The sequence below is a fragment of the Pseudomonas trutticola BRTCR10 genome, assembly GCF_056155105.1.
Map to the genome: position 1 here is coordinate 1,492,592 of NZ_CM149552.1, position 22,394 is coordinate 1,514,985.

The 22,394-nt window shown below is 60.4% G+C and carries 23 protein-coding genes; 12 read left to right on the forward strand and 11 right to left on the reverse strand.

All coding sequences use genetic code 11. The annotated features are described in order from the left end of the window. Nucleotides 1-35 precede the first annotated feature (35 nt). Nucleotides 36-2,486 carry a penicillin acylase family protein gene (locus ACVVH8_RS06525; protein ID WP_475229104.1) on the reverse strand — a complete coding sequence of 817 codons (2,451 nt, stop codon included), beginning with the start codon at nt 2,484-2,486 and terminating at the stop codon, nt 36-38. A 335-nt stretch (nt 2,487-2,821) separates the two neighbouring features. Between ACVVH8_RS06525 and ACVVH8_RS06530 the strand changes: the two genes are divergently transcribed. Then, a complete protein-coding gene (locus ACVVH8_RS06530) occupies nt 2,822-3,379 on the forward strand; it encodes a cysteine hydrolase family protein (protein ID WP_475229106.1) in 558 nt (185 codons plus the stop codon). 242 nt (nt 3,380-3,621) lie between these two features. Here the strand turns inward: ACVVH8_RS06530 and ACVVH8_RS06535 are convergent, their stop codons facing one another. The 4 genes from ACVVH8_RS06535 to ACVVH8_RS06550 form a co-directional block, all read right to left on the reverse strand. Beyond that, the gene (locus tag ACVVH8_RS06535; RefSeq protein ID WP_018607772.1) at nt 3,622-3,831 is read right to left on the reverse strand and encodes an SEC-C metal-binding domain-containing protein; all 210 of its coding nucleotides are present in this window, start codon (nt 3,829-3,831) and stop codon (nt 3,622-3,624) included. Continuing rightward, on the reverse strand, nt 3,828-4,322 hold the full coding sequence (locus tag ACVVH8_RS06540; RefSeq protein WP_103306588.1) for an LEA/WHy family protein: 495 nt from the start codon (nt 4,320-4,322) through the stop codon (nt 3,828-3,830). Before ACVVH8_RS06540 ends, ACVVH8_RS06535 begins: the two co-directional genes overlap by 4 nt. A gap of 114 nt (nt 4,323-4,436) precedes the next feature. Further along, nucleotides 4,437-4,913, reverse strand: coding sequence for a YchJ family protein (locus ACVVH8_RS06545; RefSeq protein WP_103306589.1), 477 nt, complete (start codon nt 4,911-4,913; stop codon nt 4,437-4,439). Nucleotides 4,914-4,917: 4 nt separating this feature from the next. Continuing rightward, entirely contained in the window at nt 4,918-5,415 is a 498-nt protein-coding gene (locus tag ACVVH8_RS06550) for a DUF6231 family protein (protein WP_213027754.1), read from the reverse strand. A 199-nt stretch (nt 5,416-5,614) separates the two neighbouring features. Between ACVVH8_RS06550 and ACVVH8_RS06555 the strand changes: the two genes are divergently transcribed. The 4 genes from ACVVH8_RS06555 to ACVVH8_RS06570 all read left to right on the forward strand — a co-directional run bounded on the left by ACVVH8_RS06555 (nt 5,615) and on the right by ACVVH8_RS06570 (nt 8,316). Continuing rightward, complete coding sequence (locus tag ACVVH8_RS06555; RefSeq protein WP_103306591.1) at nt 5,615-6,310, forward strand: PA1041 family peptidoglycan-binding anchor lipoprotein; 696 nt, start codon at nt 5,615-5,617, stop codon at nt 6,308-6,310. A gap of 89 nt (nt 6,311-6,399) precedes the next feature. After that, entirely contained in the window at nt 6,400-7,122 is a 723-nt protein-coding gene (locus tag ACVVH8_RS06560; RefSeq protein ID WP_103306592.1) for a PA1041 family peptidoglycan-binding anchor lipoprotein, read from the forward strand. A gap of 161 nt (nt 7,123-7,283) precedes the next feature. After that, nucleotides 7,284-7,565, forward strand: a complete 282-nt coding sequence (locus ACVVH8_RS06565; protein WP_103306593.1) for a DUF1145 domain-containing protein — start codon at nt 7,284-7,286, stop codon at nt 7,563-7,565. Further along, nucleotides 7,558-8,316: a hypothetical protein gene (locus ACVVH8_RS06570; RefSeq protein ID WP_103306594.1), complete on the forward strand. Its 759-nt coding sequence runs from the start codon at nt 7,558-7,560 to the stop codon at nt 8,314-8,316. The genes ACVVH8_RS06565 and ACVVH8_RS06570 overlap by 8 nt, the downstream gene beginning before the upstream one ends. Nucleotides 8,317-8,470: 154 nt before the next feature. Here ACVVH8_RS06570 and ACVVH8_RS06575 read toward each other — a convergent pair whose 3' ends face one another. Continuing rightward, nucleotides 8,471-8,935, reverse strand: a complete 465-nt coding sequence (locus ACVVH8_RS06575; RefSeq protein ID WP_475229109.1) for a DUF2269 family protein — start codon at nt 8,933-8,935, stop codon at nt 8,471-8,473. Between the two features lie 99 nt (nt 8,936-9,034). Here ACVVH8_RS06575 and dinG point away from each other — a divergent pair, with 99 nt between their 5' ends. From dinG to pdxH, 5 genes are all read left to right on the forward strand, one after another. Continuing rightward, entirely contained in the window at nt 9,035-11,179 is a 2,145-nt protein-coding gene (dinG, locus tag ACVVH8_RS06580) for an ATP-dependent DNA helicase DinG (protein ID WP_103306596.1), read from the forward strand. A 93-nt stretch (nt 11,180-11,272) separates the two neighbouring features. Continuing rightward, nucleotides 11,273-13,768: a beta-agarase gene (locus ACVVH8_RS06585; RefSeq protein WP_475229111.1), complete on the forward strand. Its 2,496-nt coding sequence runs from the start codon at nt 11,273-11,275 to the stop codon at nt 13,766-13,768. Nucleotides 13,769-13,910: 142 nt separating this feature from the next. Then, a complete protein-coding gene (locus tag ACVVH8_RS06590) occupies nt 13,911-15,056 on the forward strand; it encodes a serine hydrolase domain-containing protein (RefSeq protein WP_475229113.1) in 1,146 nt (381 codons plus the stop codon). A 113-nt stretch (nt 15,057-15,169) separates the two neighbouring features. Beyond that, on the forward strand, nt 15,170-16,267 hold the full coding sequence (locus ACVVH8_RS06595; protein WP_103306599.1) for an OmpA family protein: 1,098 nt from the start codon (nt 15,170-15,172) through the stop codon (nt 16,265-16,267). Nucleotides 16,268-16,291: 24 nt separating this feature from the next. Then, complete coding sequence (pdxH, locus tag ACVVH8_RS06600; RefSeq protein WP_475229115.1) at nt 16,292-16,939, forward strand: pyridoxamine 5'-phosphate oxidase; 648 nt, start codon at nt 16,292-16,294, stop codon at nt 16,937-16,939. A 5-nt stretch (nt 16,940-16,944) separates the two neighbouring features. On the opposite strand, the gene ACVVH8_RS06605 is transcribed toward pdxH, so the two are convergent. Beyond that, nucleotides 16,945-17,181: a hypothetical protein gene (locus tag ACVVH8_RS06605; protein WP_475229118.1), complete on the reverse strand. Its 237-nt coding sequence runs from the start codon at nt 17,179-17,181 to the stop codon at nt 16,945-16,947. A gap of 176 nt (nt 17,182-17,357) precedes the next feature. On the opposite strand from ACVVH8_RS06605, the gene ACVVH8_RS06610 reads away from it, so the two are divergent. Beyond that, nucleotides 17,358-17,822: an outer membrane lipoprotein gene (locus ACVVH8_RS06610; protein ID WP_007969461.1), complete on the forward strand. Its 465-nt coding sequence runs from the start codon at nt 17,358-17,360 to the stop codon at nt 17,820-17,822. Between the two features lie 60 nt (nt 17,823-17,882). Here the strand turns inward: ACVVH8_RS06610 and ACVVH8_RS06615 are convergent, their stop codons facing one another. The 4 genes from ACVVH8_RS06615 to nhaA form a co-directional block, all read right to left on the reverse strand. Then, nucleotides 17,883-18,140: a DUF7683 domain-containing protein gene (locus ACVVH8_RS06615; protein ID WP_249412104.1), complete on the reverse strand. Its 258-nt coding sequence runs from the start codon at nt 18,138-18,140 to the stop codon at nt 17,883-17,885. Continuing rightward, nucleotides 18,137-18,367: a DUF7683 domain-containing protein gene (locus tag ACVVH8_RS06620; protein ID WP_103306602.1), complete on the reverse strand. Its 231-nt coding sequence runs from the start codon at nt 18,365-18,367 to the stop codon at nt 18,137-18,139. The genes ACVVH8_RS06615 and ACVVH8_RS06620 overlap by 4 nt, the downstream gene beginning before the upstream one ends. Beyond that, a complete protein-coding gene (locus ACVVH8_RS06625; protein ID WP_475229120.1) occupies nt 18,364-19,554 on the reverse strand; it encodes a colicin E3/pyocin S6 family cytotoxin in 1,191 nt (396 codons plus the stop codon). The genes ACVVH8_RS06620 and ACVVH8_RS06625 overlap by 4 nt, the downstream gene beginning before the upstream one ends. A gap of 177 nt (nt 19,555-19,731) precedes the next feature. Further along, nucleotides 19,732-20,919, reverse strand: a complete 1,188-nt coding sequence (gene nhaA / locus ACVVH8_RS06630; RefSeq protein ID WP_475229122.1) for a Na+/H+ antiporter NhaA — start codon at nt 20,917-20,919, stop codon at nt 19,732-19,734. A 252-nt stretch (nt 20,920-21,171) separates the two neighbouring features. Here nhaA and ACVVH8_RS06635 point away from each other — a divergent pair, with 252 nt between their 5' ends. Beyond that, nucleotides 21,172-22,266: a PLP-dependent cysteine synthase family protein gene (locus ACVVH8_RS06635; protein WP_103306617.1), complete on the forward strand. Its 1,095-nt coding sequence runs from the start codon at nt 21,172-21,174 to the stop codon at nt 22,264-22,266. The last annotated feature ends 128 nt before the right edge of the window (nt 22,267-22,394 follow it).

A 22,394-nucleotide genomic window follows, 5' to 3' on the forward strand; every position in this document is an offset into this window, starting at 1 on the left:
TCCCACGCGGAGCGTGGGAACGATCAACGTGGGGGCTACTTGCCGGGAGTCAGGGTCAGACGGTTTTTGCCATACACCCGGTCAAAGTTCTGCGGCTGCATCGGCAAGCCGATGTATTGCCCTTTCAACCACTGATCAATGCCATTGAGGTAATTCGGGCTGACCGGATTCCCCGACTGCCCCGTACCGTTCTGCCCCATCAGCGGTTCGGCTTGACCGAAGTCGACGATGAAGCGCATCGATGGCGCACGCGTAGTGGTGAAATCCTGACCCCAGGCAAACGCTGCGGTGTTCAACGTCGTGTGATCGCCTCCCGCCGCCAGTGGTCCACGAACGGTCTGACCATTGCTGTTTTTCCAGGTGTAGCTGTGCAGTTTGCCCCATTGCCAGGCTTTGTGATCGCCGCCCAACTGACTGTCGCCAGCACTGATGGCTGCCGCAAAACTGCGGGCGAGAATCACAGCCTTGTCTTCTTTCTGCGGCGTACGGATGTCGTCCCAGAACGGACTGTCCTCGCGTCCCAGCAGATGATCGGCCTGCGCTGCGTAGGACAAATCACCGTTGGCAATAAACGCTTTCCACGCCGGGCTGGATTCCGGGCCGAGTTCGTCGAGGAAGATCTGCTTCATGCTTTCTTGCAGGAACAGTTCATAGATCGCCGCATCCGCCGAGGTAGGGCTGAGCTTGCCGTCGAACGCCATCAAGCGGGTGAATGCCTCGCGAGCTTTGCTGCGATCGGCTTCCGGCAATGCATCGATTGCCTGTTTCAGCGGCTGCTTCATGCCCGGTGCTTCGAAGACTTTCTTCAGCTTGGCGGCGAAAGTCGTGGTCTGGTCGTACTGCATGGCGATCACGCTGCGGCTGTCATGTTTGCCGCTGCCAGCCAGTTCCGCCAGACGCTCGCCACGTTCCGGCGCGGCCCAGGAGTTGGACAGTTGCATGCCGTAACCGTGAGGGATGACGCGCTGGTTGGCGGTGCCGAGCCAGCCTTGCGCCGGATCCTGATCGTAGGGGTGCAGCATCGGATCGGCGTAACCGTCCCAGTCGTAACGACCTTCCCAGCCCGGCGACGGCAGCAAGCCTTCGCCTTCACGACGATTGGGGAAACGTCCGGTGACTTGCCAGCCGATATTGCTGGCATCGGCGAAGACCAGGTTCAGGGCGATGGCGCGGATCTCGCGGCTCGCGTCCGAGGCGCGTTCAACATTCTGCGCTCGGCTCAGATCAAAAAACGCGTCCAGGGATTTGTCGTCGGTGAAGCTCGGTGTTTGCAGGGCCAGACCAAAACCGTTGCCTTGTGCCGCAGCCTGAGCACTGTTGAGCAACGCGCCGTGGCGGGTTTCGTACACCGCTTCGCGAATCGGCCGCTGGCCTTTGACGAAATAGGTTTCGTTGCGCACGCCCAGCGGCTGCCATTTGCCGTTGACCTCGTAAGTCAGGCTGCTGCCCTGACGGCGGATTTTTTCCAGGAACAGGTCCTGGTTATCGCCGAGCACGCTGGTCATGCTCCAGGCCACTTTGCCGTTGAAACCACCCAGCACCATTGGCAAACCGGCGACGGTCACACCTGCCGCCTGATACTTCGGCGCGCGGATCTGCACGAAACTCCATAGCGACGGCGCGGCCAATGGCCCATGGCTGTCGCTGGCGAGCAGGCTCTTGCCGCTGCGACTGCGTTGCGGGGCGATGGCCCAGTTGTTCGAAGACGTGGTGCCGAGCAGGTTCAGCGTCGACAGTTGCTGGCTGGCGTTGCTCAGTTCGTTCAGGCCGGGGATTTGCCCGTTGAGCTTGAGGCCTTGCAGCTTGTCGGCTTCGGCCAGCGGCAGATTCTCGTCAGGCGCGGACGGGGTCAGCCACGCGAGCTTGTCGGTGGTCACGGTTTGCGCGAGCACCAGTGAAGATATTTCTTCCGGCAGGTTGGCCGACTGGCTGAAATTCAGCAGGGCGAAAATCAGCGCCGAATCTTCCGGTTTCCAGTATTCAGGCTTGTAGCCACTTGTGGCCAGGTCGCCCGGCAACTTGTCGGCGTAGCGGAACAGGTAGGCGTTGACGCCCCGGGCATAGACTTCGAAAAAGCGTTTCAGCCGTGGCGACGAAGCCTTGTAAAGTTCGGCGGCGCTTTTCTTCAGATTGACGGCGCGCATGTAGCGGTCGGCGTCGAGCATCGAGGCGCCAGACATTTCCGCCAGACGGCCCTGAGCCAGCAGGCGCAGGGTGACCATCTGGTTGATGCGGTCGCTGGCGTGGACATAACCGAGCGAGAACAGCGCGTCATGGAAGCTGTTGCTTTCGATCAACGGCATGCCCATGGCATTGCGGCGCACCGAAACGTTCTGCGCCAGGCCCTTGAGCGATTGCACGCCGGAGGTGGGCGGGAGGGTGTCCTGAGCGTTCCAGGTCTGGCAACCGGACAGGCTCAAGACACCGGTCACTGCTGCGGCAACGCCGAACCGGGGAAGAAAATGTGTGAGGGCTGGCGAGGCCATGGCAAAGCTCCTGCGGGGGTGTAAAGGCTGGGGGCGCAATAAAGCCGCTACGTTAGTGAGCAGGAGGGGGCCGCGCAAGCGGGGCGAGCGGTTATTTCTCGATTTGCCTGACCAACTGCAAATCTTCAGGGATAACCGGGTTTTTGTGGCGAGGGAGCTTGCTCCCGCTGGAGTGCGAAGCACTCCCAGACCCTGTGCCGCCATTTATCAAAAAAATGCGTTGTCTGGACTTGCGACTGCTGCGCAGCCGAGCGGGAGCAAGCGCCCTCGCCGCAAAATCTCAACTCCATGCGTAAACTGCGGCACATTCAATGACTTTGCGTGAGGAGACCGCCATGGAACTTGAGGCCAACGCTGCACTGATCATCATCGACCAGCAAAAAGGCATCCTGCACCCCCGCTTGGGGCGGCGTAACAATCCGCAGGCTGAGGAGCGAATCCTCGATCTGCTGGGGCTTTGGCGGCACAGCGAGCGGCCGGTCATCCATGTGCAGCATCTATCCCGTGAGCCGGATTCGGTGTTCTGGCCCGAGCAGGAAGGGGTGGAGTTTCAGCCAAGGTTTTTGCCCCGGGACGGTGAGTGGCTGATCCAGAAACAAGTGCCGGATGCGTTCTGTGCCACCGGGCTTGCGGCGCGGTTGCGTGAGGCGGGGATCGGGCAATTGGTCATCGTCGGCGTGGCGACCCACAACTCGGTGGAGGCCACGGCGCGTACGGCGGGCAATCTGGGGTTTGATACGTGGGTGGCAGAGGATGCGTGCTTCACCTTCGACAAGGCCGATTACTTCGGCACGTTGCGTACGGCTGAAGACGTGCACGGGATGTCGCTGGGGAATTTGCATGGGGAGTATGCGACGGTGGTCAGTTCGGCGCGGATTCTGGCGGCAGGCTGAAAAGCTTTCATTGAATGTGCCGGCCCCTTCGCGAGCAGGCTCGCTCCCATATTGCTGAAACACCGGCCATTGTGGGAGCTGGCTTGCCAGCAATAGCAGTGTGTCAGGCGCCAGCAATGTTGAAGGTGCCGGCTTCATCGCTGGCAAGCCAGCTCCCACAGGTATCACGGTGCGTTCAAATGTGGGAGCGAGCCTGCTCGCGAAGGCGGTGTGTCAGGCGAAGAGGCTCTTCGCCCAAGGCATCAAGCGCCGTGGCACTTCTTGAATTTCTTGCCGTTGCCGCATGGGCAAGGGTCGTTGCGGCCGACGTCTTTCAGGGCGTTGCGCACCGGTTCCTGGTGGGCGTGGCCGCAGTTCGGGCCGTGGACATGGCCGTGATCGTGATCGTGATCGTGGTGATGGTCATGATCGTGATTGCAGTCAGGGCCATGGACATGAGGTTGCTGAGTCATCGGTGTTGCTCCGGAATTAAATCGGCCGGGATTATCACGCTATTGCGCTCAAGGTGCACGTAGTGGGCGATGAATAAACCGGTTTCCATTTCGCCTTGTAACCGATAGGGAATCTGCTGATTTGGACTTTTCAGCATTTTCACCACCTCTTTCACCTGCGGCCAAAGATTGGTGCGAATCGGCACCTTATAAAAGGCGCTGCGCTTCGGCCCGACGGTGATCCAGTGTTCATACTCGCCTTCGGCCAGCAGCATGTCGGCCAGATGAATGCGGTACTCCAGACCGCGCACGGTCAAGTCGCTGTCGTTGGGGTTGTCGATGCGAAAGTGCAGGATGAATTTCTGCTCGAGCAGTTTGGCCCGTACCACTTCGACTTTTACCAGGTGCACGGCGGGGTCGCGGGTGTCGTCGCTGAACCATGAGGCGCAGCCGCTGAGCCCGAGAAACAGCAGCAGGGTGAGGGTTTTCAGTGTGCGCCAGTGACCGAGCATGGATTGACTCCCTTTGCTGCCAGTCTAGACGCTAAAAGATCGCAACCTTCAGCAGCTCCTATGGGGTGAACGAAATCCCGTGCCGGAGCTGCCGAAGGCTGCGATTTTTTAATCTCAAGCGCCAAAGTATCCCGCGCAGCACTTCTTGAATTTCTGCCCACTGGCACATGGGCAACTGTCGTTGCGCCCCAGCTTCAACTGCACGGTCGGATCAATGAAGTACCAGCGGCCGGCGTTCTGCACAAACGATGAGCGCTCACGGTGGCTGTGTTCGCCCTGGTCGTCGTGCCAGCGCGCAGTGAAGGTAACGAAGGCGTGTTCCGGCTGGCCGCCGAAGACTTCCGAACTTTCGACCTCAAGGCCGAGCCAGGTGCTCTGCGCGCTCCAGGCACTGATCGACTGCCGATCAAGACCCGATTGCTGAGCGGGCAGGGTGGTCGCCACCAGATAGTCGATCAGCCCGAGCACATAGGCGCTGTAGCGCGAACGCATCAGGGCTTCGGCACACGGGGCCGGATGGCCCTCGTGATAATGACCGCAGCAGGCATCCAGCAGATTGCCGCTGCCGCAAGGGCAAATGGCTGTACTCATTGCATTACCACCAGTATTTCCCGAAGTTTTCCGGATTGGCCCAGAACCGTGAGTTGAGCCAGTCGGGGACTTGTTTGTAGTCAAGCAGATCGTAGGTAAACAGGGTCAACACCTGTTCGTCACGCTGGAAGCGTTCGCTGGCTTGCAGCGCCAGCGAGTAGAAATCGGTTTCCTGCCAGCCACTGGCCGAAAGGTCCGCCAGCACTGCGATGCGGCTGGCGTTGAGATTGCGAATACCGCCCAGCAGGTTAAGGCCGTCGCGCTTGGGCAAATGCTCCAGGCAGTCGACTACCAGCGCCAGATCGAAACGCCGCGCCGCCAGTTCCGCCGGCAAGGCGCCGGGCGCGGCGTGGGCCACGCACGTGTCTGGATGCGCTTGTTTGAAAGCGCTCAGCGCGGGGAATTCACTGGCACCGATCAGCAGCAGACGCGCCGGCGCGTAGCGATCCAGCAAAGCGGCCAACGCCTGTTGCGGCGTACGGGAAGAAATGGCGACGTTCATCGAAGCTCCTCAATCAGACCGCCAAGACTAGCCTGCCTGACTGCGGCGGCAAAGAGCCCTGCCGCGCAGGTTTGCGACAAATGCGCCAAAGTCCTGTGAACACGGTCGCAAACAGCAGTGGCCTATTGCTGGCGGAGATTAAAACTCCGGTCTTTACTCCCTGAATCGGTTCTAAGCCGATCCCTCAGGAGAAAACCAGATGAGCATAGTTCGGACAGCATTACCTTTGATTCTGCTAACCAGTGTGTTGACTGGTTGCGCAGGTTTGCAGAAAACCGACTGGCCGACCTGTGCGGCGGTCGGTGGTGTTGTCGGTGCCGGCCTCGGCGCGACCGAGAGTTCGGCATGGGCCGGTTATGGCGCGTTGGTGGTCGGTGGTACGGCAGCGGCCTATTGCTGGGTGCACGGTGATGGCGATGAAGACGGCGATGGTGTGCCGGACAGTCGCGACAAGTGCCCGCACACGCCTAAAGGTGTACAGGTCGACGCTGACGGTTGCCCTCCACCAGCCCCTGCGCCAGTGGTTGAAGAGGCTGTAGTAGTCAAGGAAGAAACCATCGTTATTCGTGATGTGCACTTCCAGTTCGACAAAGCCACGCTGACCGGCCCCGACAAGCAAGTGCTCGACAAAGTCGCCACACGCCTGAAACAGGAATCCTCGACCGCACAACTGACCGTGACCGGTCATACCGACAGCGTGGGCAGCGATGCCTACAACAAAAAACTGTCGGACCGTCGTGCGCACTCGGTGGTGGAATACCTGATCCAGCAAGGTGTGCCACGTGCCAGCTTCGTTTCGGTGTCCGGTCTGGGTGAAAGCCAGCCTGTTGCCGATAACAAAACTGCTGACGGTCGTGCGCAAAACCGTCGTACCGAAATCAAAATCGTCCGCTAGGCCTCTCGCATCCGCGGCTTGTGCAGTCGCGGATGCGGGTCTTTACTCCTGTGTAACCGGTATGGGCCGGTGACACAGGAGCTTTCACAATGACTGTTTTCTCAAGGTCCGTCTTGCCGGTGCTGCTGCTAGGCAGCTTGCTCACCGGTTGCGCCACCCACAGCGATGGCACTGCACCTCTCAATCAACGTACGTGGCCGATCTGCAGCCTTATCGGCGGGCTGGTCGGTGGCGGTCTCGGCGCCATCGAAAGTGGCGGCTGGGCCGGTGGCGGCGCGGCGCTGGGGATTCTTACCGGCGGACTGATCTGTTATGCCCAGGACGGCGATGAAGACGGCGACGGCGTATTCGACCGCCGTGACCGTTGCCCCGATACCCCGGCCAACACCCCGGTCGATCACCGTGGCTGTCCACTGCCGCAGTACCCGGTGGCACAGAAACCGGTCGAACCGGCTCCGCAAACCGAAGTCATCACCTTGAGCGATGCCGGCAACGTGCTCTTCGATTTCGACAAGTCTGACCTGACGCCAGCGGCAAAGGCCCAGCTCGATACGTTGATGGACAAACTGCGCAATGCCGACGTGGTGAGCATCAAAGTCATCGGCCATACCGACAGCAAAGGATCGGATGCATACAACCAGGCGCTTTCCGAACGACGCGCCAGCAGCGTCGCGGCTTATCTGCTGAGTCAGGGCCTGGCGCCGAACAAACTGACCAGTGAAGGGCGTGGCGAAAGCGAGCCGGTGGCGGATAACGCGACCGACGAAGGGCGCGCGCAAAACCGCAGAGTGGAGCTGCACATCAATCGCTAGGATGTGTCTGTAGTCCGCGAGCTAGAGCTGCCGGGGCGATCATCGTCGCTGCGGCAGCCATTTGGCGGCTCGGCAAGGTTTTTTCATTTTTGCCTCTGGCTTATCCCCCGCAGAAGCCGTTACTGTGCGCCCAAAGAATAATTCGCAACACGGGGGAGCGTATGAAAGTGTTCTGGGGGCTGGGGCGGTTATTGACCCTGCTGTTCTGCTGTGTGGTGCTGGCCAATCAGCTTGTACCCTTTGTTCATCCGCTGCATCTGCTGGTCAATCTGGCCGGCGGTCTGCTGTTAACGGTTCATGTGCTCGAAGTGCTGCTGTGCAATCGCAGCCTCAAGGGACGTCCGCACCCTTGGCGTGACCGTGGCCGCATCCTGCTGTTCGGCGTATTCCACCTGCAAACCATCCCGGCCCCGGCCGCTCCGGAGGCTTCTTCCCATGCGTAAACTCTGCTTGCTCGCTGCATTCATCAGCCCATTGGCCTGTGCCCAAGTGGTCAGCGTCGAACCCAACTCCCTTATGCGGTTGCCTAACAACACCGGCACTTTGCAGCTTGAGCGCCTGGACGTGGCCGATTACGGCACCTTGCTGATTCCCGCCAACGTCACTGAACTGAGTGTCGGTGAATTGCGCCTCGGTCACGAAGCTCGGATCGCCATCGTGCCGGGGGCACAGGCGTTGGACATGAAGGTTGCTCGCGCAGAACTCGGCGAAGGCAGCCAGATCACCGCACGCGGTGCACCGGGCACCTACGAAAAAGCCGCCCGGGCAGGGCGCAATCTGAATCTGCAGTTCAAGGCATTGAACGCGCCGCAACTGTTGGTCGATGCTCGTGGCGGCACCGGTGCGCCTGGTTTTGTCGGACTGGACGGTGGCAACGGTGAAGATCCGGGCTGCACTTATGGCTCGGCCGGGCACGGTGCTGATGGCAGTGACGGCAGTGACGGTCAACCCGGTGCTCCGGGTGGGCTGGTACGCCTTGAAGTGCCGCGTGAGTTTCCGGCGGAGCTGATCAAGGTCAACGTGGCCGGCGGTGCCGGTGGCCCGGCGGGCGTTGGCGGCAAGGCCGGCAAGGGCGGCAAGTCCAAGGGCTGCCTGGTGTATCGCGCCGATGGCGGCAAGAATGGCAAGGCCGGCGCTGATGGTCAGCCTGGACCGGTCGGCGCGGCGGGTGCCGTGACCGTGCAGCGCTTCTAAAGAACAGCAAGGCTCAATTGTGGCGAGGGGATTTATCCCCGATGGACTGCGTAGCAGTCCCCGCTTTTGGATTAAAGAGCGGGGACGCTTCGCGACCCATCGGGGATAAATCCCCTCGCCACAGCAGTGTTCACAGCTTAAAAAATGCTGTGGCTCAGAACATCGGCCGCGCCGCCGCAATCGCCACCAGCAGCAACCCGACAATCAGATTAATCCCCACCACCCGGCGAATCCGCCCGAGCACCGCCGCACCTGTCGGCCCGTACTTTGCTTCAACCGCTTTGCGCAGCTCTGGCAGCATCAACCCCTGAATCCGGATAAACAGCGCCGTCATCACCACGTATAACCCGATCATCACCTGCACATATTTCGGTGCGGTCTCAAAACCGACCTGCTGCAGATGCAACATGCCTACGCCGCTGATCGGCAAGATGATCACCGCGACCCAGACCCAGCGAAAAAAACCTTGAAACACTTCCACCCACAGTGTCAGGCGGGCAGGGCCGTCGAGGGCCTTCACAGCCGCCGGGCGCAGGACCATCCAGGCGAAAAACATGCCGCCGACCCACACGAGGGCGGAGAGGACATGCAGGGGGTAAACGAGGCTAAAAGGTGTCATTGGGGCACTCCGTTCTGCGCGGGATTAATTAGCGGGGTATGATAGCCGCCATCCGAAACCACTGAAAATTTATCCAGCGTTTTTTGCGCCCGACAATCCATGATCAGCACTGAACTCAAAACCACGATCCAGGGCGCCTACTCGCGTTTTCTAGAGGCCAAGAGCCTCAAGCCTCGTTACGGCCAGCGCCTGATGATCGCTGAAATCGCCAAAGTCCTCGGAGATATCGATACCGACGACGAAGGCCGGCGCAGTGGCGACCCCGCGATTGTCGCGGTGGAAGCCGGCACCGGTACCGGTAAAACCGTGGCCTACAGCCTCGCGGCGATCCCTACTGCCAAACTGGCGGGCAAACGTCTGGTGATCGCGACCGCGACCGTCGCGCTGCAAGAGCAGATCGTCTACAAGGATTTGCCCGACCTGATGCGCAACAGCGGGCTGAACTTCAGCTTTGCTTTGGCCAAGGGCCGTGGCCGTTACATGTGCCTGTCCAAGCTCGACATGCTTTTGCAGGAAGGTCACGCGCAAACCGCCACGGCCCAGCTGTTCGAAGAGGAAGGCTTCAAGATCGAGGTCGATGAGGCCAGTCAGAAGCTGTTCACCAGCATGATCGAAAAGCTTGCCGGCAATAAATGGGACGGCGACCGCGACAGTTGGCCCAATGCGCTGGAAGACGCCGACTGGGCGCGCCTGACCACCGATCACAGCCAATGCACCAACCGCCATTGCCCGAACTTCGGCCAGTGCGCCTTCTACAAGGCCCGCGAGGGCATGGGCAAGGTTGACGTGATCGTCACCAACCACGACATGGTTCTGGCTGACCTGGCGCTCGGCGGCGGCGCGGTGTTGCCCGACCCGCGCGACACCATTTACGTGTTCGACGAAGGCCATCACCTGCCGGACAAGGCCATCGGCCACTTCGCCCATTACACACGCCTGCGTTCCACCGCCGACTGGCTGGAAACCACCGCCAAGAACCTCACCAAGTTGCTGGCCCAGCATCCGCTGCCGGGAGATCTCGGCAAGTTGATCGAGCAAGTGCCGGAGTTGGCGCGCGAGATCAAGACCCAGCAGCAGTTCATGTTTACGGCCTGCGAGCAGATTGCCGATTTCAAACCCGGCGAAGACGTCGAGGGCCGTGAGCGGCCTCGCCATCGCTTTGTTGCCGGGGTCATTCCCGAACACATGCGCGAAATGGGCATTGAGCTGAAGAAAGGCTTCGCCCGTCTCAATGACCTGTTCACGCGCCTGACCGACCTGCTCAAGGAAGGCATGGACGGCGAGGTCAACATCGGCATCGCCAGCAATCAGGCCGAAGAGTGGTATCCGCTGTTCGGCAGCCTGTTGTCCCGTGCCTCCGGCAACTGGGAACTGTGGACCGCGTTCACCGCCGAAGACCCGGAAGACAGCCCGCCGATGGCGCGCTGGCTGACCCTGGCCGAAAGCGGCTCATTGTTCGACATCGAGGTCAACGCCAGCCCGATCCTCGCCGCCGAAACCTTGCGCCGCAGCCTGTGGAACGTCGCCTACGGCTGTCTGGTGACGTCGGCAACGCTGACCGCGCTGGGCACGTTCGACCGCTTCCGCATGCGTGCCGGCCTGCCGAAAAAAGCCGTCACCGCCGTGGTGCCGAGCCCGTTCCATCACGCTGACGCTGGCGTGTTGCGCGTGCCGGATCTGAAAGCCGACCCTCGCGATGCCGCTGCTCACACCGCCGCGATCATCCGTGAGTTGCCGGATCTGGTCGAAGGTTCGCGCGGCACGCTGGTGCTGTTCTCCTCGCGCAAACAGATGCAAGACGTGTTCGACGGTCTCGACCGCGACTGGCGCAAGCAAGTGTTCATTCAAGGCAACCTGTCGAAACAGGAAACCCTGAACAAGCACAAGGCGCGGGTCGATGGCGGTGATTCCAGTGTGCTGTTCGGTCTCGCCAGTTTTGCCGAGGGTGTCGACTTGCCGGGCGCGTATTGCGAGCACGTAGTGATCGCCAAGATTCCGTTCTCGGTGCCGGACGATCCGGTCGAGGCCGCGCTGTCGGAGTGGATCGAAGCCCGTGGCGGCAATCCGTTCATGGAAATCTCGGTGCCCGATGCCTCGCTGAAGCTGGTTCAGGCCTGCGGGCGTCTGCTGCGTACCGAAGAAGACCGCGGCACCATCACCTTGCTCGACCGGCGCCTGGTCACCCAGCGCTACGGCAAGGCGATCCTCAATGCGTTGCCTCCTTTCCGTCGTGAAATATCCTGAGACACCGGTGGGCAATTTCGCCCGCCGCGCTGTCTATCTCTCTGCCAACGCTTTTCCATTGGCCTTTTGGTCGTTAGGGAGAACTCCGTTCTTATGATCCGCCGTTCATTGCCTGCCGTGTTTGCCTTGATCTTCGCCGCCCCGTTGCTGGCGGCGCCTGCTGGCCAGCAGACGCTGTTCAACTTTGTCCGTCCCGCCGACGTGGTGAAAATCACCACGGAAAACGCCGACCTGCCGCAAGCCAACGCCGAACAAACCCCTGAGGGCGAAGTGCTGCGCCGGGTGACGTTCAACCCGGTGGCCCGCCCGACGTTGCGCCTGACTCCGCAGACCGGTGCCTGGGACTGGTCGCAGTCCGGAATGATGAGCCTGCGCCTGCAGAGTGCGATGAACTGGGCCGTGACGGTCTATGTGCAGATCCAGAGCAACAATGGCCAGACGCTGACCAGTCGCGTCGACCTGCCGGCCGGCCCGGCGCAAACCTTGCTGGTGCCGTTGGTAGCGGCTACGCCACTGAGCCAGGGCATGAAGGCCGGGCCGCCGATGCCGATGACCGTCGATGGTCAACGCATTTTGCTGGCCAGCAGTAGCGGCGAGATTGATCGAAGCCAAATCGTATCGGTGAGTCTGTCGATGGATCAGCCGAAAGTTGCCCAGAGCCTGCTGCTCGAACGCTTTGGCGTGCAGGACGGCGAGGCGGTCACGCAAGCGGTGTACGGCAATCTGGTCGACGCTTATGGTCAGTCGACCCGCAGCAAATGGCCGGAAAAAATCGCCACTGACGAACAACTCAAATCTGCCGCCGCCAAGGAACAGCAACAGCTGAAAACCTGGCTGGCCGAGCGCGGGAAGTCCTCGCTGGACAAGTTCGGCGGCTGGAGCAAAGGCCCGGCCTTTAAGGCCAGCGGCTTCTTCCGCACGGAAAAACGCGACGGTCGCTGGTATCTGGTGACGCCAGAAGGGCATCCGTTTTACTCCCTCGGCGTCAACACCATCAGCCCCGAGGTCAACCAGACCTACGTGGCGGGTCGCGAATACATGTTCGAATCCCTGCCAAAAACCGGCGAGCCCCTTGCCATTCACTTTGGTGAAGGCGACAACCGTGGCGGCAACGGCGCCGATCAGGGCCGGGGCTACGGCAATGGGCGCTGGTACGACTTCTATGCCGCCAACCTGCAGCGTGTCTACGGCGAGCCTTGCGCGCCGGACAGCGACAGCAAGGCGGGGATCGCTGAAGCGGCCAAGGCTGGCGCGGTGGAAGAAACGGCAGCGAAAGCCGCAGAACCTGTAGCAGGCGCCAGTGAAGCGAAGTCCGGTGTCGCCGAAGCGGCGAAAACCGACGCGGTGGCAACGACTGCTGAAAAAGCTGCCGATCAAACCGTCACGGCTCCGTGCAAAGCCACGGTCAATGAGCAGCAGTGGGCCAGCCATACCCTTGATCGCCTGCAAGCCTGGGGTTTCAACACGATCGGCAACTGGAGTGCCGATGCGCTGGCTGACGCCGACCGCGTGCCGTACACCTTGCCGCTGTCGATCGTCGGCGATTACACCAGCATCAGCACCGGCAGCGACTGGTGGGGCGGCATGCCCGACCCGTTCGATCCGCGTTTCGCGATGGCCACCGAACGCGCCGTGGCCATCGCTGCCCGCGATCATCGCGATGATCCGTGGCTGATTGGCTATTTTGCCGATAACGAACTGGCGTGGGCCGGTCCCGGCGACGATCCGAAATCCCGTTACGCGCTGGCGTACGGCACCTTGAAAATGACCACCGACGTGCCGGCCAAACGCGCGTTTCTCAAGCAATTGCGTGACAAATACCGTAATCAGGCGGGGCTGTCGAAAGCCTGGGGCATCGACCTGCCGGCGTGGGAATTGATGGAAGATCCGGGTTTCGTCCCGCCGCTGCCGAACCCGGAACACCCGGAAATCGAGGCCGACTTCAAATACTTCCAGAAGGTCTTCGCCGACACCTATTTCAAGACCATCTCCGACTCGCTGAAATGGCATGCGCCGAACCAGTTGCTGCTCGGCGGCCGCTTCGCCATCAGCACCCCGGAAGCCGTGGCGTCCTGCGCGCAATATTGCGATGTGCTGAGTTTCAACATGTACACGCTCAAACCGCAGGACGGTTATGACTTTGCCGCTTTGAATGCATTGGACAAACCGGTGCTGATTACCGAGTTCAACTTCGGCTCCACTGATCGCGGCCCGTTCTGGGGCGGTGTGACGCAACTGGCCAAGGAAGAGGATCGCGGCGCGGCGTATGCCAACTTCCTCAAACAGGCCTTGAGTGAACCGTCGATTGTCGGCGTGCACTGGTTCCAGTATCTGGATCAACCGGTGACCGGGCGTCTGCTGGATGGCGAGAACGGGCACTTTGGTTTGGTCGGTGTGACCGATCTGCCGTATCAGGGCTTTGTCGAAACGGTGCGCAAGAGCAATTTGCAGGCGGTTGATCAGCTTGGCAAAGAGGCGGAGAAAGCCGCAGCGGTCGCCGGTCATGAAGCTGAAGGCGGGCGCAAGGGCGAAGCCGGAAAAGGCCCAGGGGCAGGGCATGCGGGTGGGCATTCGGGCAATGGTCACTGACTGACACTGTGGCGAGTGGGCAAGCCCCCTCGCCACAACCAAAAATCCGATTCAACCGTCCAGCCCGCAGCTGTTCCCAAATCCCTCAAGGGCTGGAACAATGCGGGCCACTTTGTAGAGCGTTTTCGCGGGGGAGTTGCGGGTGCAGATTCAGGGACATTACGAGCTTCAATTCGAAGCGGTGCGCGAGGCTTTCGCCGCACTGTTCGACGATTCCCAGGAACGCGGCGCAGCCTTGTGCATACAGGTCGGCGGAGAAACCGTCCTCGACCTCTGGTCCGGTACTGCCGACAAGGACGGCGCCGAGGCCTGGCACAGCGACACCATCGCCAACCTGTTCTCCTGCACCAAAACCTTCACCGCCGTGACAGCGCTGCAACTGGTCGCCGAGGGCAAGTTGCAACTGGATGTTCCGGTCGCCCGCTACTGGCCGGAGTTCGCCGCCGCCGGCAAAGAGGCCGTGACCCTACGCCAATTGCTCTGCCATCAGGCCGGTCTGCCGGCCCTGCGCGAGTTGCTGGCGCCTGAAGCCCTTTATGAATGGCAAACCATGGTCGACGCTCTCGCGGCTGAGGCGCCGTGGTGGACGCCGGGCACTGGCCACGGTTATGCCGCGATCACTTACGGCTGGCTGATCGGTGAGTTGTTGCGCCGCGCCGACGGTCGCGGACCGGGTGAATCCATCGTCGCCCGTGTCGCCAAGCCACTGGGTCTGGATTTCCATGTCGGTTTGGCCGACGAAGAGTTTCACCGTGTCGCACATATCGCCCGGGGCAAGGGCAATGCGGGTGATGCCGCCGCTCAGCGTCTTCTGCAAGTGACCATGCGTGAACCGACCGCCATGACCACCCGCGCCTTCACCAACCCACCGTCGGTGCTCACCAGCACCAACAAACCGGAGTGGCGGCGCATGCAACAACCGGCAGCCAATGGCCACGGCAACGCGCGCAGCCTCGCTGGTTTCTACGCCGGTCTGCTCGACGGCAGCCTGCTTGAAAGCGACATGCTCGAAGAGCTGACCCGCGAGCATAGCCTCGGCGAAGACAAGACCCTTCTGACCCGCACCCGTTTCGGTCTGGGCTGCATGCTCGATCAACCGGACGTGCCCAACGCCACTTATGGCCTCGGCCCACGGGCGTTCGGCCATCCGGGCGCAGGCGGTTCGATCGGTTTTGCTGACCCTGAGCATGATGTCGCGTTTGGTTTTGTGACAAATACCCTAGGGCCGTACGTCTTGATGGATCCGCGTGCGCAGAAGCTCGCGCGGGTGCTTGCCACTTGTCTGTAAAGCGTCATCAGAGGTTCCAGGGCCGGAACCTCGACAGGTTTTTCGATTCAAAGCGTCTGTTTATCCGGGCGAAAGTGCTCTGATTTTTCATTACTTCATTTTGTGGATTTTCAATGTCAGCTAAAACGACTCTCGCCCTGGCCCTGTGTGTTGCGATCACCGGTTGTGCACAGACTCCGAAAAACGATGCCGACGGCGGTAGCTGGTGGCCGTTCGGGTCTTCCGACAAGGTGGCGGCCAAAGAGCCTGCCCCGGCTCCGTTGAAACCCGCTGCCGCCGCTCCGGTAGCCAAGGCTGAAAGCAGCAGCCCATGGTACTGGCCTTTTGGCTCGGACGATTCGACCGCCAAGGCCGACACCAAGCCGGAAGTGAAGCCCGAAGCCAAACCGGTTGAAGTGGCCAAAGCCGAGGCCGACAAGGGCGGCAAATGGTGGTGGCCGTTCGGCGGCAAGGATCAGGACACCGCCAAGGTCGTGCCGATGCCGGACCCGAAAGTCACTCAAGCCTGGCTCGACGACTACGAACCACGCCTGCGTACCGCGATCCAGGACAGCAATCTGCAACTCGAACGCCGTGACAACGTGCTGGTCGTGACCGCGCCGGTAGAAGGCTCGTTCAACCCGGATCGCCCGGCGATGTTGCTGCCAGTGACCCTCGGCCCGTTCACCCGCGTGGCGAAAATCCTCGAAGCCGACCCGAAAACTGCGGTGTTGGTACTTGGCCACAGTGACTCCAGCGGTGCTGCGCCAGCCAATATCAAACTGAGTCAAGAACGTGCCCAGGCCATTGCGGCGATCTTCCGCCTCAGCGGCTTGCAGCGTGATCGCCTGATGCTGCGCGGCATGGGCTCAGAAGCCCCGCGTGCCGCCAACGACAGCGTTGAAGGCCGTGCCCTGAACCGTCGCGTGGAAATGCTGGTGACCCCGCAGAACACCATGGTTGCGCTGTTGAGCAAATACAACATGCCGGCGCCAAAGCCAGTGACCATGGTCGCTGCGCAGGACGTCAAGCCAGTGGCCAAACCAGTCACCCCGGCGCCAGCCGCGAAGAAAGCTGCCGTACCGGCCACCAAAAAGGCACCGGCCAAGAAAGCCGCTGCCAAAGCACCGGCGAAGAAAGCGCCAGCCAAGGCTCCGGCGAAGAAAACCGCACCCGCCAAAGCCGCTGCGACCGACAAGAAAGTCGCCGCTGCCGACGCCACCAAAAAGTGATCCGCTAACGAAAAGGACTGCGCCATGACCCAGGCTCTGGCAGATATGCGTCGTGATTACACCCGGGATGGCTTGACCGAGGCGCAGGCCCCGGCCGAGCCGTTCGCGCTGTTCCACCAATGGTTCGCCGATGCGGTGAAAACCGAACAGGCGCCGGTGGAAGCCAACGCCATGACCCTGGCCACGGTCGATGCGGACGGGCGTCCGCATTGCCGCATTCTGCTGCTCAAGGGCCTGGACGAGCAGGGCTTCACCTTCTTCACCAACTACGACAGTGCCAAGGGCCAACATCTGGCGGTCAATCCGTTTGCCGCCATGACCTTCTTCTGGCCGACCCTTGAGCGCCAGGTGCGCATCGAAGGCCGGGTAGTGAAGGTCACGCCTGAAGAGTCCGATGCGTATTATCAGGTGCGACCGCTGGGCAGTCGTCTGGGCGCTTGGGCATCGCCGCAGAGCCGGGTGATCAACGGGCGGGGAGAGCTGGAAGATCTGCTCAAGGCGACCGAACAACGATTCAGCGACACCCAGCCTGACTGCCCGCAACACTGGGGCGGTTACCGCTTGCTGCCCGAGCGCATCGAGTTCTGGCAGGGCCGTCCGAGCCGTCTGCACGATCGCCTCAACTACCGAGTGCAGGGCGCCGACTGGATTCTTGAACGTCTGGCACCCTAGGCAGTCTACCGAGCGAGATAGCCTGCCGCAGCGGCCTCAAGCCACTTCGGCAGGTCTCGACGCTTGATCTTCTGCGCCTGAGCGCGGGCCAATTGTTCGAGCATGAAGGCGCGTTTGCCTTCGTCCTTGCCGGCCAGTGACAACGCCAGATCGCGATCCATCCAGCGTTTGATCCGTACGTACAGCCACCCATGGAAGTACAAACCGGCGACGGTGGTAACGGCAATGATGAAGTAATCCATGAAAATCCTTGGTGTCCGTGGCGCAGAATCGGTAATTTGGCGCTACTGTAGTGGCTACCTCTGGTAAAGCAGGTGTCTGTACCGCGCCTGAATGAAAGCCAATTTGTCCGGGCGGTGTCGTGACAGGCGTCAAGCCACGGAGTTTAATGAATATATGTTTCTTTGGAGTTGATGCTATGCGTAAGTCTGTTCTGCTGGTTGCTTCCTTTTCCACGATGGCGATGTTGCTTACCGGCTGCCAATCGAGCCTGACCGGTGACTCCTACTCCCGTGACGAAGCGCGTCGCGTGCAGACGATTCGCATGGGCACCATCGAATCCCTGCGTCCGGTCAAGATCGAAGGCACCAAGACCCCAATCGGCGGCGCTGCAGGCGCAGTGGTCGGCGGTGTCGGCGGCAGCGCCATCGGTGGCGGCAAAGGCAGCATCGTGGCTGCGGTCATCGGTGCTGTGGCCGGTGGTCTGATCGGCTCGGCTACTGAAGAAGGCCTGACCCGTACCCAAGGCGTGGAAATCACCGTGCGCGAAGACGACGGCAGCATGCGCGCCTATGTGCAGCAGGTTCAGGAGAATGAAGTGTTCCGCGTTGGTGAACGTGTACGCATCTCCACCGTTGGCGGGACCAGCCGCGTTTCGCACTAAGCGGGATTTAGGGTAAAGAAAACCCCGATCAGGTGACTGGTCGGGGTTTTTTTAAGGTATTTACTCGCTTCCATGACAACCCATTTGAAAATCGTATTTAGAGTCGTAGAAAGCTCGACCGATTAAAGCTTCCAATTGCTTTATCTGCTCTTGGTCGAGGTCATAACCAAAGATTTCGTCTTCGGGATTGACCCAATGCATGATTATTCTGAGCCGCTCAATGTTTCCATCGGGAACTGGGATCTCGAAAACTAACCGAGCTGTGCGTTTATTAAATGCCTCGATGGTGTGTTTCAGCTTGAAGTTGCCATAAGTCATTCGATGCACACCAACTGAACTATATGAGTAGCGTCCAAGAGCTTTTCACCAGTCCAGTCCTCCAAAACTTTGATCTGCTCTTCGTCTAAATCAGAGCCATCGAACTCATCTTCAGGATGCTGCCAGTTCATCAGCACCTTCAATGCTTCCTCGTGATGCGACGCGATCTCCACGCTTAGGAGCAAATCCTCAGTCTTTCGATCGAATACCTCTATTACATGCTTCATTTTTCTACTCTCCTTGTGGAATCGGCAGGCTTTGTTTGTTTCCCTGTTTTCGGGTCGTATTCTCCAAGGTGTTTTCCTTGCTTGGTGTACATCTCAACCTTGCCATGCTGAGAGTCCCATTCGTAAATTTTCCCCGATGCATCTTTCCAACGTCTTCGCTTTTTCCCTCCACCGCGAACGGAGGTTTTCAGTGGTGCAGGTTTCACGTCTGGAAACGCCGGCAGCGAAACAGGGGCGGGGTGGTATTTGAAATCTTTAGGAACGTTTAAGACTATATATACCGGCTTAACCCCCGAATTCGCCGGAAACACCAAAATGAAATCCCGATACTCCGGCGGATAAACCGGATTCACCAGAATCCCATCCGCCGCTTTCGTCGGCGGATACACCCAGATATGTGGCGCCTGCGGTGCAGCCTCCAAGGCAGGGATGCCGAGGATGTCCGAGCCATCCACCGCCGGCGTCCAGATCAGCTCGACGCCTTCACCAAGATCCGCGATGAACTGGCTGCCACGCGCACTGAACTGCACGACATCGACCATTTCCCAATCGCGGTTCTTGCCGGTGTAAAAGCCGTAGCCCTTGAGGCTGCCGTCCGTCTGTTGTTCAACGCGCAGGCGCACACGGGTACGGGCTTGTTTCAGGGCGCGTAGTTGATCTTCGGTGTAGAGCGCGCTGTCGCCGAGGGTGGGCGTCCAGAACAGCGCGACCACTGCCGAGAGAGCGGCAGCACCCACCGCGCCAAGTGATGTGATAGTGCTAGCGGTGAGGGCGGGCATGCGTATTGCGATGCGCCCGACGCCCAGTGAAACCGTGTCGCCGCTGATCGCTTGCAGATTCAGCACGCCCGCGGCATCGACTTCGCGAGCGCCGAGCCACGCAATTTCACCGTAGTCCTTCAGGCTGTCGGTAGGCACCATGCCCGAAGGATTCGAGTAGTCAATGATGGCGTCCGGTAACTTGCAGGACTTGGCGAACACGCACCCAGCGCGCGGAACCTCAGACTTTGTCGCAGCCACTTCGCGGGTGCGCTCAAAAGCCTCCTGCCGCGCCAACATGGCGTCATAAGCGTTTTGTCTGGATTCGCGAGCGGTCAGTTCGCTGGCCGTCATGTATCGGTGAGTGACGAGGTGCCCGTCGCCCGCCGGTGGGTTGGGAACCCGGGGAATGTCCTTGTTGCGAGCCACTGATCGTCCTTTCGCTTATCCATCGACAGCCCCTTGAAAGGGCTGTGCGACGTTAACGAAGCGCGAAAGATGTGGCTGTAGGACGCGTCTCTAAAGACGTGGGATTGTTCGCTATGTATCGAGACGGGATTGGAAATGAACGGTGGTGAAGGGGATAACCCCCCTCACCACACGGTTCTATGCCGGTAAGGCTGTGTTCTTGCGACTCGCCGCCGCCGTCACCGCATAACCGATCAACGCGGCAAACAACGATCCGGTCAGAATGCCCATTCGATCCATGCCGGCGTAGTCGCTCACGCCCGGTTCAAACGCCAGCGAACCGACAAACAGGCTCATGGTGAAGCCGATGCCGCAGAGGATGGCGACGCCCAACACCTGACCCCAATTGGCACCCTGGGGCAGGGAAGCGATGCCGATCTTCACGGCCAGCCAGGTCAGGCCGAACACGCCGACGGTCTTGCCCAGCAAGAGGCCGACGGCGATGCCCATCGGTACGTGGTGGGTAAAGCTTTCGACGGTGACACCGCTCAGCGACAGACCGGCGTTGGCGAAGGCGAACAGCGGCAGAATGCCGTACGCGACCCAGGGATGCAGCGCGTGTTCCAGCGTCAGTAGTGGCGAAGGTTCGGCGTTTTTCGTGCGCAGCGGGATGCAGAAGGCCAGAGTCACGCCGGCCAGCGTCGCATGGACACCGCTCTTGAGAACGCACACCCACAGGATCAGGCCGATGATCATGTACGGCCCAAGCTTGACCACGCCGAGCCGGTTCATCGCCACCAGCGCCGCTATACACGCCGCCGCCAGACCCAGCGACAGAGTCGACAATTCACCCGAGTAGAAAATCGCAATGATCACGATGGCGCCAAGGTCATCGATGATCGCCAGCGTCATCAGAAACAGCTTCAGCGACACAGGCACACGCTTGCCCAGCAGGGCCAGCACGCCGAGGGCGAAGGCGATGTCGGTGGCGGTCGGGATGGCCCAGCCGTCGAGCGCTGCCGGGTTGTCGCGGTTGAGGAACCAGTAGATCAGCGCCGGCACCAGCATGCCGCCGATAGCGGCCGCGCCAGGTAACACGATCTGCGATGGCTTGGACAGCTGACCGTCGAGGACTTCGCGCTTCACTTCCAGGCCAATCAGCAGGAAGAACAGCGCCATCAGGCCGTCGTTGATCCACAGCAGCAAGGGCTTGGCGATTTTCAGCGCGCCGATCTGTGCTACCACTGGCGTGTCGAGCAGGCCGGTGTACAGCCACGACAGGGGCGAGTTGTTGATAATCAAAGCCAGAATGGCCGCGGCGATCAATAACAGACCGCTGGCAGCTTCCAACTGAAAGAAACGCGTGAAAGTGCTACGCAGAGGCAAGGTCGCTCTCCATCGAATCGTCAAAAAGGTGGAACACCCTAACCCGTACTGTTAGTTGTTAAAACAAAAGTTATATTCTTTTTTGTTATATGTCGTTACAAGGTGTCTGGCTCAAGTCACGCTGAGCCTAGCAGTTGCCTGACACATTGAGACTCAGCTGTATCTGTGCGCGCTGCAGGATTTTTCCTAAGCTGACGGATGAGCCTTCCAGGGAGGCTGATCTCCCGCCGCGATCCAACGAGAATCATGACCATGAGCGACAACCGACAGTGGGCACGCGAAGCCATCCGCATCATCGAAGCGGATTTCCAGCGCAGCGCCGACACCCACCTGATCCCCTTGCCGCTGCCGGGTTTCCCGGGCATCGAGTTGTACTTCAAGGACGAATCCAGTCATCCGACCGGCAGCCTCAAGCACCGTCTGGCCCGTTCGCTGTTTCTGTATGCGCTGTGTAATGGCTGGCTCAAACCCGGCGCGCCGGTGATCGAGGCGTCCAGCGGCTCGACGGCGATTTCCGAAGCCTATTTCGCACGCATGCTCGGTCTGCCGTTCATAGCGGTCATGCCGGCGACCACGTCGAAGGAGAAGATTGCCCAGATTGCTTTCTACGGTGGTCAGAGTCATCTGGTGAAAGATCCGACGCAGATCTACGCCGAATCCGAGCGCCTGGCTCGCGAGCATGGTGGTCACTTCATCGACCAGTTCACTTACGCGGAGCGCGCCACCGACTGGCGAGCGAACAACAACATCGCCGAATCGATTTTCCAGCAGATGCGCTACGAGAAGCATCCCGAGCCGAGCTGGCTGATTTCCAGCCCCGGTACCGGCGGCACCACCGCGACCCTCGGCCGCTACGTGCGTTATCGCCAGCACTGCACCCGCGTACTGTGCGCGGATGCCGAGCGTTCGGTGTTCTTCGATTACTACCAGACCGGCGACGCCAGTCTGCGTCTGGATTGCGGTTCGCGGATCGAGGGTATTGGTCGGCCACGGGTGGAGGCGTCGTTCCTGCCCAAAGTGATCGATGCCATGGTCAAGGTGCCGGACGCCTTGTCACTGGCAGCCATGCACTATTTGGCGCAGCGTCTGGGGCGGCATGTCGGCGGGTCGAGCGGGACCAATCTGATCGGTGCGCTGATGGCGGCGCAGCAGATGAAAGTGGCGGGGGAGTCGGGGTCGATCGTGGCGATTTTGTGCGATGGCGGCGAACGTTATGCCGACACTTATTACGATCAGGACTGGCTCAAGGTGCAGGGGTATGAGTTGAGTGGGTTGATCGCGGCGGTAGTGGCGACTGCCGAACGCGGTGAGGCGCTGCCGACTTCAGTGTTGCGCGCCAATATCTGACACACCTGAATCAAATGTGGGAGCTGGCTTGCCAGCGATGACTAACTCAGATTCAACATTGATGTTGACTGAATTTCCGCCATCGCTGGCAAGCCAGCTCCCACAGTTTTTTGCGTTGTTGCAGATTT